Source organism: Flavobacterium fragile (assembly GCF_023634865.1).
GTDB classification, from domain to species: domain Bacteria; phylum Bacteroidota; class Bacteroidia; order Flavobacteriales; family Flavobacteriaceae; genus Flavobacterium; species Flavobacterium fragile.
In genome coordinates, this window is sequence record NZ_JAMLJN010000001.1 from 394593 (window position 1) to 407113 (window position 12521).

Consider the following 12521-nt stretch of genomic DNA (forward strand, 5'->3'; position numbering starts at 1 on the left):
TTATTTAGCTTGTTAGTTATGTCTCAAACTAAAAGAGATATTTTTTTACGGGATTCAATAATAAAACCGATTAATTATAAGCAAGTAACAAATAAGAAAATTTATCATAAAACGTATGACTTATTGAAGAAAATGGATTCGGAATTTGGTTATGAAAAAGATATTCATCTTAAAATTTTGGAATTTTCTTATTTTCATAATGACTTAGATAATTTTAAAAAAGATTTATTGGTTCTAGTAAAAAATTATGGGTTTAAGATTGATTATTTAACAACCAATGAAAATTATTATAACGATTTGATGAATGGAAAATTATCAAATTGGTTTAAAAAGATGTATTTAAAAAATCATTTAATTTGGGTTGAAAATAATTTCGACAAATTAAATGACATTCGAGCTTTGAACGAAATTAACATTAAAGATCAAACACTAGCTAAATTGTCTAATGTGATGCTTGATGTAAATTTAAATCAATCAGATAGTATTAAAATCTATACTATTATTCAAAGACTAAACGCTGAAAACTTGCAATTAATTTACAAGATATCTGAAAAGAATAATTGTTTTATTTTGTCTAAAAAGTTTCCAGTTATTCAAAATAACTTAAATAGTACCATCATTCATAATTTTCAGATGAATATAGACGATAGTTGGAATTTACTGTATCCATACATTAAAACTGCATATAAGAACAATGAAATTGATAATGTTATTTTTCAAAATTATGATTTCTACAGGTATTTAAAGGACGGTTATCAAGAGTTTAATTCTTATAAAATAGAACAAATTCCTCCAGATTTTAGAAAAAATCAAGATCCAATTCCATTAAAAGATGTTGGTTTTTTTAATGAATTTAAAAAAGGAATGAAATGGGATTGATTTTTTTAAAAAATTCTAAAGTAGGAATGTTTTTTCTAATTTCTATTTCTTTTATCTCATGTAAAAGTTATCAGAAAATTGGAGGTGAAAATTCAAATTATATTCCGTACTATCTAAAAGTATATGAAGCTGACAGTTTATTTTTAGTAAAAAATTATTCATCGGCTTATGAAAAGTACGACAGTCTTTTTAAATACTACGAACCTATAAATATGCCATTATATTTTGAATTTGAAAATTATTTAAAGGCTGGATTACTATCAAACAAAAAGAAAAACTTTAAAAATGAATTTAAAAAGATAGTAACCAATTATGGGTACACTAATAAAAATATAGAAAAAGATACTTTGTTGCAAATACTAGCTTTACGTTTTAAAAAATCAAAAAAAGATATAGAAAAATGGCAAAAACAATATAGCTCAAAGTTAGATACTTCTTATAGATATCAACTTACTTTAATGAATTTTAACGATCAAAAAGTTAGAAATCAAAAACCACTAAATTGGGACGAGGTTGCTAAAATTGACAAACAGAACGATTCAATTTTACGACAAATGATAAATGTAATTGGTTACCCTAATTTCAAGAATGTCGGAAGTTTTAGAAAATTAAATGAAGACGAGAAAAAAGTTGATTTAGGAGTTGAAGTTTTATTAAACCATTTTACAAGTTCAGAGGAAAGTTTTGAATTTTATAATCAAATCCTACCAAATCACATAAAAAAAGGGGAGTGTTTGCCAAAAGATTACGCTCATTTAATTGACAGGTATTGTAATAAGAATAGTAAAGATTCTTTCTTTTATTTTATTACTTTTAATCATGATTTTAAAAATAATCCATCTTTGGTTAGAATAATAAATGAAAGACGGAAAAAGAATGGTCTTCCGTCAATTGAGTATGAAAGAATTTGGTTTGAAGAGCGGTTAATGAAAATGTAAGATCTATGTCATTCTTTATAATATCTTTTATAAATAACTTTATATTTAATTTTTTTAAAATGAAAAAACTTTATGTATCCATAGTGTTGCTAATTTTTGGAAATTGTCTTGCTCAAGAACATGAAGTTTATCAGAATATTGAATTAAAAAATCAAGATAAGACAGAAATTACTTACCTTATTAAAGATTATATCAATGGTAAAGTAACTGCCGATAAGGTATTTGCAAAATTTGATATAGAAACATATAAAAGTATTGATGTTTATAAAGAAGCTTTATCATTAGGTGGTAGTTTATATCAAATAACATCAGATATTAATATTCTTTCGATTAAGAGAGAAGGCAGTAATTATTTTGTGTCAACAATGTTTTATTGGACTAATAAACAAAATGATGAAAATAAGAATACCATAACTGTTTTGGCGATTATTGATTTTTGGGTTTTAAAAGTTGATAATCAATGGAAAATAAGTAATTATATAAATTATCAAACTAAGAATTGGAGTTCAATACAAATTGGGAATTTTCTATACTTTTATCATCCAAATCATCCATTTGATGTTTTAAAAGCAGAAAATGCAAATATCTTTTACAATAAATTTTGTGATTTTTTCACTATACCAAAATCTAAATTAATTCGATATTATATTGCAAATAATTGCAACGATATTAGTCAACTTTTTGGCTATAAGTATTTTATATCAGATAGTGTAAATGATGGATTATGCGCATTTTATGATGAAGAAAATGAATTAATTGCTACAAGTACTTCATATGGTGAAATGCATTTACATGAAATAATTCACGCCATGAATGTTCATTTTCCCCAAGCTCATTATTTATTAAAAACAGGGTTGTCTTGTTATATAAATGATGCTAGCTCTAGGAATCAAGAGAATATATTTCATTTTAATAAATTTGAAAATTATATTAAAACAAATAATTTAAATTTTGAAAAATTTGAAGAGTTCGAAAATATAGATGAAATCACAAGTTTTCAATATGTTACAGGACCATTAATTTGTAATGCAATCTACAGAAAAGGAGGTAAAAAACTATTGTTGGAATATTTAAATAATACAAAAACTTCAGACGAACTCAAGAAAAAATTAATTAAAGATTTTAAAATAAAATCATTTAAAGAATTCTTTATCAATGAAGTGAAATATTATAAAGCGCAAGGAAAAAGTTTATTATATATTTAATTTCACTATCGATTCCTTTTCCCATAATTCCTCTTTCCAGTAAACTTACTTTTATTACTAGGTAAACTCGCATCTTCCGTTTTACTTGAAGGTGCAATTAATTGGTTTAATTCGGTAATTTCTTTATCAGTTAATTCACGGTATTTGCCTACTGGAACATCTAAAGAAATGTTAATAATTCTGGTGCGTTTCAAAGCTGTTACTTCGTAATCCAAATATTCACACATTCTTCGAATTTGTCTATTCAAACCTTGCGTTAAAATAATTCGGAAAACGTATTTACTAATTTGTTCTACTTTGCATTTCTTGGTAATAGTTTCTAAAATAGGAATTCCGTTTGCCATTCGGTCAATAAATCGGTCGGTAATCGGTTTGTTTACCGTTACAATATATTCTTTGTCATGGTTGTTACGAGCACGAAGAATTTTATTTACAATATCACCATCACTTGTCATGAAAATTAATCCTTCACTATCTTTATCTAAACGACCAATAGGAAATATACGTTCTGGATAATTGATATAATCTACAATGTTGTGTTTAACTTTCTGATTAGTTGTACATTCAATCCCAACCGGTTTGTTGAAAGCCAAATACACATGTTTTTTCTTTTTTTCTTCGACTAAAATACCGTTTACACGTACTTCATCACCAGGAGTTACTTTTGTTCCCATTTCAGGAACTTTCCCATTAATAGTAACTCTGCCTTGCTCTATTAATCGATCGGCTTCTCTTCGTGAACAAAAGCCTGTTTCCGATAAATACTTATTGATGCGTACTGTATTTTCTTCCATGGTGCAAAGATAGGTTTTTTAGTGAAAAGTGAAAAGTGATTAGTGAATAGTAATTTGAGAGTTATGATAACTATTCTTCCTTGCGGTTAAAAACAAAAAAAGTCCTTTTTATAAAAAGGACTTTCATTTATTTGGAAAAGGATACAATTAAATGCTAGCAAATAATTTATCCATTTTTTCTTTTTCTTCGTCAGCTAAAACACCGTCTACTAAAATTCTTCCACTGTGCTCATCCGTAATGATTTTTTTGCGAGCTGCAATTTCCATTTGTGTTTGTGGTGGAATTGTAAAGAACGAACCAGCAGAAGCGCCACGCTCAATAGAAACTACTGCTAAACCATTTCTAACACTGTTTCTAATTCTGTCATAAGCTGCTAATAAACGCTCTTCAATTTGACCTCTTAATTCTTCTGATTTACCTAATAAGAAGTTTTCTTCTTTTTCAGTTTCAGCCATAATATCACTTAATTCAGCTTTCTTATGTTTTAAGTGCGTTTGTTTACCTTCTAATTTTTCTTTAGTTTGAGCTACAACTTCTTTTTTATGTTCAATAGAAGCTTTCATTTCTTTGATGTGTTTTTCAGCCAATTGAATTTCTAATTCCTGAAACTCTACTTCTTTAGTTAAAGAGTTGAATTCTCTATTATTACGAACATTTTTTTGTTGCTCTAAATATTTTTTAATCGCAGCTTTGTGCTCGTCGATAGCATTTTTCTTTTCTTTGATTTGCTCGTCTATAGTCTCTAAATCACTTTTTAATTTCTCTAAACGAGTAGAAAGTCCTGCAACTTCATCTTCTAAATCTTCTACTTCAAGAGGCAATTCTCCTCTTACATTTCTTATTTCGTCTATTTTAGAATCAACTAGTTGTAGAGCATAAAGGGCTCTTAACTTATCTTCTACATTTAGCTCTTTGGTTGTTGCCATATTTAAAAGTACTTAACTGGATTTGTATTTTCTTCTGATAAAATAATTGCAAAATTAGTGATTTTTTCTTTAAGAAAATCAACAATATAATTTTTTGTAAATCTTTCACTTTCAAAATGCCCAATATCAGCCAAAAGGATTTGATTTTCAGCTTCATAGAATTGATGATATTTCAGATCGGCTGTTAGGTAAGCGTCTGCTCCTGAAGCAATTGCATTTTTAATTGCAAAACTACCACTTCCCCCTAAAACGGCTACTTTTTGGATTGATTTTCCTGTGAAAGCTGAGTGTCTTATGCAACCACACTGTAATTTGTCTTTTACCAATTGTAAAAAATCGGTTTCTGAAAGTGGATTTTCGAATTCACCAATTCGTCCCAAACCAATATTCTGATGTTTATTTTCTAATTGGTAAATTTCGTATGCCACTTCTTCATAAGCATGATTTTTGAACAAAGCCTTCAAGATTTTTCCTTGTAAATGCTTTTCAAATGTCATTTCAATTTTAATTTCTTCGTTTTCTACAAATTCAAAACGTTCTCCAATTTGCGGATTCGAATTCTCATTTCCTAAATAGGTTCCTATTCCTTTCGAATTAAAACTGCAATCTTCATAATTTCCAATGGTTCCAGCTCCGGCTTCAAACAGGGCATTTCGCAATTTTTCAAAATTTTCTGGAATCGTATAGGTAACTAATTTTTGAATGTAATTTTCTTTCGGAATTAAAACTTTTGAATGTTTTATACCTAGAGCATCGCAGAAAATTTTATTCACGCCTTTTTGATGATTGTCCAAGGCAGTATGAACGGCATAAATAGCAATATCATTTTTAATGGCTTTCAAAATTGCACGTTCCACATAATTCTTTCCTGTAATTTTCTTAATTCCTGAAAACAAAATAGGATGGAAGCAAACGACCAAATTACATTTTTTTGAAATCGCTTCATCTATTACCGATTGCAATGCATCATGACAAACTAAAATGCCATCAATCTCCTGATTCGGATTTCCAACTAAAAGTCCCACATTATCAAAATCTTCAGCATAACCTAATGGTGCCATTTCTTCAAGAACAGAAAGTATATTGGAAAGTTTCATAATGCAAAATTTTAAAATGTTACACAAATTAACGAAATACTACTAAGAAATGAAATGATAAAGAACATAAACTTTAAAATGAGGATAATTTATCATACTTTCGTAATATGATTTTGTTACGAAAAATACTTTTCCCATTAGCCTTTTTGTATTGGCTTGTTACGTTTTTTAGAAATTGGCTTTACGACAAAGGCATTTTTAAGAGTCATACTTTTAATATTCCAATAATTGCTGTTGGAAATCTTAGTGTTGGCGGAACAGGGAAAACACCTCAAATCGAATATTTAATCCGATTACTTTCCGAAAATTATAAAGTGGCAGTTTTAAGTCGCGGATATAAACGTTCGACCGAAGGTTTTATTTTGGCAGATGAAAATGCTACTGCGAGTTCTATTGGTGATGAACCTTTTCAGTTTTTTTCGAAATTTCCAAACATTCATGTAGCTGTTGACGCTAATCGTAAAAACGGAATTGAAAGTTTACTAAAACTTCCAAATAAACCAGATGTTATTTTATTAGATGATGCGTTTCAACACAGAAAGGTCAAAGCTGGATTCTATATTTTGCTAACGGCATATGACGATTTATTTTGTGATGATTTTATTTTGCCTTTCGGGAACTTACGCGAACCTTCTTCGGGTAAAAAAAGAGCAGATATGATAATTGTCACAAAATGTCCAAAGGATTTGTCCGATCTTGCGCAGCAGAAAATAAAAGAAAAGTTGAAGGTGAAGCAACCTGTTTTCTTCTCAACGATTCATTATGACGATTTTGTTTTTGGGAAGAACAATCAAATGTTGGTTTCACAAATTCAGTCCGAAAGCAAAGTATTGGTTGCTGGAATTGCAAAACCTAAATTATTCTTTGATTTTCTAAAAAATGAATCGGATGATACTTTGGTGTTTGCAGATCACCATCATTTTTCACAACAAGACTGTGAACAGATTTTAGCAAAAGCTAAAGGAAGAAAAATTATTACAACAGAAAAAGATTTTGTTCGATTAAATGGGTTGTTGCCCGAAAGGCAATTGCTATATTTGCCCATTAAATCAGCATTTTTAAATACAAACATTGATAAAACGATACATGATTATGTGGGAAAAAGTTCAAGAAACAGTTAGTTACATTAAAAGTAAAACCAATTTTTCTCCTGAATACGGAGTCATTTTAGGCTCAGGTTTAGGGGGATTTACAGAAGATATTACCATCGAACATACATTACCTTATACCGAAATTCCAAATTTTCCGGTTTCAACAGTTCAAGGTCATAATGGTGCTCTAGTTTTCGGAACTATTCAAGGGAAAAAAGTGGTGGCTATGCAAGGACGCTTTCATTTTTATGAAGGTTACGATATGAAGCAAGTGACTTTTCCGGTTCGTGTAATGAAATATTTAGGAGTGGAAAAGTTGATTGTTTCCAATGCTTCTGGAGGTGTGAATTCAACATATAAAGTTGGAGATGTTGCGGTAATTACAGATCACATCAATATGATGCCAGAACATCCATTACGTGGACATAACGATGAGCGTTTTGGACCAAGATTTGTTAATATGAGCGAGCCATATTCAAAAAATATGATTAATAAAGCTTTTGATTTGGCCAAAGAGTTGAATATTGATTTGAAAAAAGGAATTTATTTAGGTTTACAAGGTCCAACATTCGAAACGCTTGCCGAATACAAAATGGTAAAAGCTCTTGGTGCGGATTGTGTTGGAATGTCAACCGTTCCAGAAGTAATTGTGGCACGACATATGGAAATGGAATGTTTCGGGATTTCTGTAATTACTGATATAGGTGATGAAGATAATATTGAAGAAGTAAATCATGATGAGGTACTTTTGGCTGCTCAAAAAGCCGAACCATTGGTAAGGAATCTGATCAAAAATTTAATTGCTCAATATTAAATAAATAGAAGTCTTAAAAACAAAAGTTCTAGAATCAGCGATTGGATTACTAGAACTTTTTTTATGAACTTCATTGAGTTTTTATTTTCTAGAAATAAAAGTAATTAAATCGATAAGTCTAGAAGAATAACCGATTTCATTGTCGTACCACCCCACAATCTTAACCATTTTATCGATGACAGAAGTGAGTTGGGCATCGAATAAACAAGAATGTGTATTTCCAATAATATCTACAGAAACAATAGGATCTTCAGTATAATCTAAAATTCCTTTAAAATTAGTTTCCGCTGCTTTTTTGAATGCCTGATTGATTTCTTCAATAGAAACTTGACGTTTTACATTAAAAGTAATATCGGTCAACGAACCATCGGGAACTGGAACTCGAATTCCACAACCGCCAATTTTTGTTTCTAATTCTGGAAATATTTTTGTTAATGCTTTTGCTGCGCCAGTTGTTGTTGGAACAATAGATTGCGCTGCACCACGAGCTCTTCGTAAATCTTTATGAGGTTGATCATGTAAACTTTGGTCGGTAGTGTAGGAATGAACAGTTGTAATATATGCTTGTTCAATTTCGCACAATTCCTGAATGATTTTAATCATCGGAGCCGCATTATTCGTAGTACAACTTGCGTTAGAAATTATCGTTTCGCTTCCATTTAAAATGTGTTCGTTTACCCCTAAAACAACGGTTTTTATTTCATCAACTTCAGATGGCGCGGAAAGAATTATTTTTTTTGCACCAGCTAAAATGTGTTGGTTAATGTCTTCAAACGTTTTGAATTTTCCTGTCGATTCAATAACAATGTCAATATTTAGCGATTTCCAATCTAAATTTTTGATTTCTCTTTCGTGAAAAAATAAATAGGATTTATCGTCAATGATAATCGAGTCTTCAGAAAATGAAACTTTATGATTTAGAACCCCGTGAATGCTATCGTATTTTACCAAATGCGACATTGTTTTGTTATCCGCAATGTCGTTGATGGCAACCACTTCAATAGTAGGATGATTCAAAAGCAATCGGAACAAATTACGTCCAATTCTTCCAAAACCATTAATAGCAATTTTTATTTTTGTTTCAGGTTTCAATGTTTTTGTTTCAAGTTTCAAGTTTCAAGTTAAAAAGTTAGTGTAACCAAGCTTAATTATCAGAATTTAGGATTTAAAAAACTTCCATCATCCATCTTAATGAATATGTTTCTCTGCATGGTAAGACGAACGCACTAAAGCGCCACTTTCCACATGTCTAAAACCTAATTCTTTTCCGATTTTTTCGTATTTCGCGAATTGTTCTGGCGTGATGTATTCTTTAACTGGTAAATGTTTTTTACTTGGTTGTAAATATTGACCAATCGTAACAATATCCACTTTTGCATCAGCTAAATCGTGTAAAACTTGAATTACTTCTTCCTCAGTTTCACCTAATCCTAACATGATACCCGATTTTGTTCTTTTGATACCTTGCTCTTTTAAATAACGCAACACTTCTAAGCTTTTTTCATATTTCGCTTGAATACGCACTTCACGCGTCAAACGTTTTACGGTTTCCATGTTGTGCGAAACTACTTCTGGAGCTACTTCAATAATTCGGTCTAAATTTCTAGTATTACCTTGAAAGTCTGGAATTAAGGTTTCTAAAGTTGTATTTGGATTCATTCGGCGAATCGCTTTCACGGTTTCTGCCCAAATAATCGACCCCATATCTTTTAAATCATCACGGTCAACACTCGTAATAACCGCATGTTTGATGTTCATAATTTTGATAGAACGCGCTACTTTTTCAGGTTCGTCCCAATCAACAGTTTCAGGTCGACCGGTTTTAACACCACAAAAGCCGCACGAACGTGTACAGATATTTCCTAAAATCATGAAAGTTGCGGTTCCTTCGCCCCAACATTCGCCCATATTAGGACAACTTCCCGAGGTACAAATGGTATTCAGTTTGTATTTGTCTACTAAACCTCTAAGTTCGGTGTAGTTTTTACCCGTTGGTAATTTTACGCGCAACCATTTTGGTTTGGGTTCTCTTGGTGGAAAAACATTGTCAATAGCCGTGTCCATAATCAAAATTTTGATAGGCAAAGATACGATATGAAATTTAGAATTTTGAAGTAAGAATTTAGAAAATGAGAAAACTTTAGGAAAGTTTTAGGAAATGTAAACGCTAATTACTTCCCCGAAATAATTTCAGCTAACAATTTCTTTGCTCGTAGCAGTTTAATTTTGATATTATTTAGCGGTTCATCAATTTGTTCTGCCATTTCTTGATGCGTCATTTCTTGAAAATAACGCATTTGAATGACAAAATTCAATTGTTTAAATTGAAAATTTAGATTTTATTAAAACTTCATTTTTCTAGTTTTTCTAGAATTTGTTCTATAGCACTTCTAAATTTGTAATATGTTCCAAACATAAAAATTTTGCTATCAATAGTTTCTTTTGAACTCACACCTGTTAATTGATATTTTACAACTTTTCCATCAAAAACCAATAATGTAGTTGGATAACCAATGTTCATATTTAAATTTTTAATAAAATCCTTATTCAAGGATAATTGTCGGGACATGGTTGGATGGTTTATGTTGTGTTTTTCTATTTCATTTTTAGAATCGAATGTAATAGATATAAAGTCAACTTTATCTTTAAACTTATTATGCAATTCATTTAAAATCTCTGTTTCTCCTATACATGCCGCACATGCGCTAAACCAAAAATTATAAATTGCCAATCTTTTTGTTTTAGAACTATCAAATTCTTTTCCTTCAATATCTTTTACCACAAAATATGGAATTTCCATATCTAATAAAGATCTATTTATCTTAAGATTGATATTCTTGTAGATATCTTCATATTTTATTTTGGAATTGTTGTTTTCTGAAGAATTATTCAGTGTGTCTGTAGAAGAAATTGTCTGACAATTTGCTGTATTAATAACTATTAGAAATAAACAATATTTTAAAATATTAATCATGTAATCTTCAATTTATTTTTTTTATTAAAAATAGTAATATTTACTGTTATAATTTACTTCCCCGAAATAATCTCCGCTAATAATTTCTTTGCTCGAAGCAATTTAATTTTGATGTTATTCAGCGGTTCATCAATTTGTTCTGCCATTTCTTGATAGGTCATTTCTTGAAAATAACGCATTTGAATAACTTCTTGATAAGCGGGTTTTAATTGTTTGATGTATTGAAGTAATTGAGCTAAATTTTGTTCGATAATCAATTCGTCTTCAGCAGAATTGGAATCATCAGCAACACTATAAGCTTGATGATCTTCTTCGTCATTCATTTCAATAAATAAAGACGATTTCTTTTTGCGAAGCATATCAATATGAACGTTTTTTGCAATCGCAATCAGCCAAGTGTTAAACCCATATTCGGGATTATAAGTGGCGATTTTGTCAAATGCTTTTGCGAAAGTTTCAATGACAATATCTTCGGTGTCGGTTTCGTTTTCGGTGCGTTTTAGCATGAATCCGTATACTTCATTCCAGAAAAAATCCAATAAAAACGTGAAAGCAACTTGGTCTCCCTTTTTTGCTTTTTCAATGTTTTCTTGAATAATTACTGAATTTACTTCCAATGTAAAGGTTTTGAGATGAGGTTTCTAAAAAATACGCTTAATTGAGTAAAGATAAGTACAATTTCGATAATCGGATACCAATACATGACATCTTTTTCTTTTAGTTTTCCAGCGGCATAACCTAAAGAAATCCAAGAGAATAAATATCTAAAAACGATAATTCCAGTCACAATCATCCATTGGAATTGAAACGCCAATAAAACAATCGCCAAAACTAAAAACCAAAACTGACTAAAGAAAAATAATCCCAATTGAAATTTATCAAATCCTTTGTAGAATTTCGCAGTCGTAGCATGTCTTCTTTTTTGGTACACCCAAGACGAAAAAGTAGTTTTTGGTTCCGAAAATGTAAAACTTTCTGGAGTGTATAAAATAGCAGTATTCTTCTTTGTTGCCGCTTGATTTATAAACAAATCATCATCACCCGAACGAATTTTCATGTGATCCATAAAACCTCGAACATTGAAGAATTCTTCTTTTTTATAAGCTAAATTGCGCCCAACTCCCATATAAGGTTTGCCAATTTTTGCCCAAGAAAAATATTGCGTAGCGGTTAACATCGTTTCAAAACGAATGATTTTGTTTAGGAAAGAATTTTTCACTTTTTCGTAAGCGCCATAACCTAAAACAATCGTTTTTTCTTTTGTAAATTGAGTCGAAATTTGCAACAACCAATCGTTTGACGCTGGATAACAATCTGCATCGGTAAATACTAAATACTCGTTTTTTGCTGCTTTGATACCTAAGGTTAATGCGAATTTTTTATTACCCCAAAACGCTTCATTGTTTTGAACTTTTACCAATTTTACATTCGCATATTGCTTTTCGTAACTTTCAAATAATTCCAAAGTTTCATCGCTCGAAGCATCGTCAATTAAGACAATTTCGTAATCAGGATAGTTTTGGGTAACCAAAGTTTGAAAATACTTTTTGATATTTTCTTCTTCGTTTTTAGCACAAACAATAATAGAAATAGGTAAACGTTTCGGAGTTCCTTCGGTTTTTTTACCAAATGAGAATTTTCCGAAAATAAAAATATAATAAATGAATTGGATAAACACGATAATCGCAAAAACGATTAAGAGTATTGTTAATATCATAAAATTTAAAATTAAAATTGTAAAGATTGCAGTATTTTCAAATAGATTGAATTCAAAAGTTCACTTTCTGATGAAATCTCAGCAA

At 30.2% G+C, this 12521-nt stretch carries 13 protein-coding genes and 1 pseudogene; 5 read left to right on the forward strand and 9 right to left on the reverse strand.

Translation table 11 applies throughout. The annotated features are described in order from the left end of the window. Positions 1-18 precede the first annotated feature (18 nt). Genes NAT47_RS01865 through NAT47_RS01875 form a run of 3 tightly spaced genes read left to right on the forward strand, consistent with a single transcriptional unit; the run spans position 19 to position 3022 of the window. On the forward strand, positions 19-879 hold the full coding sequence (locus tag NAT47_RS01865; protein WP_250579755.1) for a hypothetical protein: 861 nt from the start codon (positions 19-21) through the stop codon (positions 877-879). Further along, a complete protein-coding gene (locus tag NAT47_RS01870) occupies positions 870-1817 on the forward strand; it encodes a hypothetical protein (protein ID WP_250579756.1) in 948 nt (315 codons plus the stop codon). The genes NAT47_RS01865 and NAT47_RS01870 overlap by 10 nt, the downstream gene beginning before the upstream one ends. Positions 1818-1876: 59 nt before the next feature. Then, the gene (locus tag NAT47_RS01875; RefSeq protein ID WP_250579757.1) at positions 1877-3022 is read left to right on the forward strand and encodes a hypothetical protein; all 1146 of its coding nucleotides are present in this window, start codon (positions 1877-1879) and stop codon (positions 3020-3022) included. A 5-nt stretch (positions 3023-3027) separates the two neighbouring features. Here the strand turns inward: NAT47_RS01875 and rluF are convergent, their stop codons facing one another. The 3 genes from rluF to NAT47_RS01890 all read right to left on the reverse strand — a co-directional run bounded on the left by rluF (position 3028) and on the right by NAT47_RS01890 (position 5840). Then, the gene (rluF, locus tag NAT47_RS01880; RefSeq protein WP_250579758.1) at positions 3028-3816 is read right to left on the reverse strand and encodes a 23S rRNA pseudouridine(2604) synthase RluF; all 789 of its coding nucleotides are present in this window, start codon (positions 3814-3816) and stop codon (positions 3028-3030) included. 147 nt (positions 3817-3963) lie between these two features. After that, positions 3964-4743, reverse strand: a complete 780-nt coding sequence (locus tag NAT47_RS01885; protein ID WP_250579759.1) for a zinc ribbon domain-containing protein — start codon at positions 4741-4743, stop codon at positions 3964-3966. Positions 4744-4745: 2 nt separating this feature from the next. Further along, positions 4746-5840, reverse strand: a complete 1095-nt coding sequence (locus tag NAT47_RS01890) for a Nif3-like dinuclear metal center hexameric protein (RefSeq protein ID WP_250579760.1) — start codon at positions 5838-5840, stop codon at positions 4746-4748. Positions 5841-5947: 107 nt separating this feature from the next. Here NAT47_RS01890 and lpxK point away from each other — a divergent pair, with 107 nt between their 5' ends. Continuing rightward, positions 5948-6961, forward strand: coding sequence for a tetraacyldisaccharide 4'-kinase (lpxK, locus tag NAT47_RS01895; protein ID WP_250579762.1), 1014 nt, complete (start codon positions 5948-5950; stop codon positions 6959-6961). Beyond that, on the forward strand, positions 6933-7745 hold the full coding sequence (locus NAT47_RS01900) for a purine-nucleoside phosphorylase (RefSeq protein WP_250579763.1): 813 nt from the start codon (positions 6933-6935) through the stop codon (positions 7743-7745). Before lpxK ends, NAT47_RS01900 begins: the two co-directional genes overlap by 29 nt. Positions 7746-7826: 81 nt before the next feature. Here NAT47_RS01900 and gap read toward each other — a convergent pair whose 3' ends face one another. From gap to NAT47_RS01930, 6 genes and pseudogenes are all read right to left on the reverse strand, one after another. Next, the gene (gap, locus tag NAT47_RS01905) at positions 7827-8837 is read right to left on the reverse strand and encodes a type I glyceraldehyde-3-phosphate dehydrogenase (protein WP_250579764.1); all 1011 of its coding nucleotides are present in this window, start codon (positions 8835-8837) and stop codon (positions 7827-7829) included. Positions 8838-8933: 96 nt separating this feature from the next. After that, positions 8934-9809: a lipoyl synthase gene (gene lipA / locus NAT47_RS01910; protein WP_111567673.1), complete on the reverse strand. Its 876-nt coding sequence runs from the start codon at positions 9807-9809 to the stop codon at positions 8934-8936. A gap of 107 nt (positions 9810-9916) precedes the next feature. After that, positions 9917-10051, reverse strand: a pseudogene (locus NAT47_RS01915) (sigma factor-like helix-turn-helix DNA-binding protein); the annotation flags it as partial. Between the two features lie 44 nt (positions 10052-10095). After that, positions 10096-10719 carry a TlpA family protein disulfide reductase gene (locus NAT47_RS01920; protein ID WP_250579765.1) on the reverse strand — a complete coding sequence of 208 codons (624 nt, stop codon included), beginning with the start codon at positions 10717-10719 and terminating at the stop codon, positions 10096-10098. 53 nt (positions 10720-10772) lie between these two features. Beyond that, a complete protein-coding gene (locus NAT47_RS01925) occupies positions 10773-11336 on the reverse strand; it encodes an RNA polymerase sigma factor (protein WP_073580296.1) in 564 nt (187 codons plus the stop codon). Then, positions 11327-12436, reverse strand: coding sequence for a glycosyltransferase (locus NAT47_RS01930; protein WP_250579766.1), 1110 nt, complete (start codon positions 12434-12436; stop codon positions 11327-11329). Before NAT47_RS01930 ends, NAT47_RS01925 begins: the two co-directional genes overlap by 10 nt. Positions 12437-12521 lie beyond the last annotated feature (85 nt).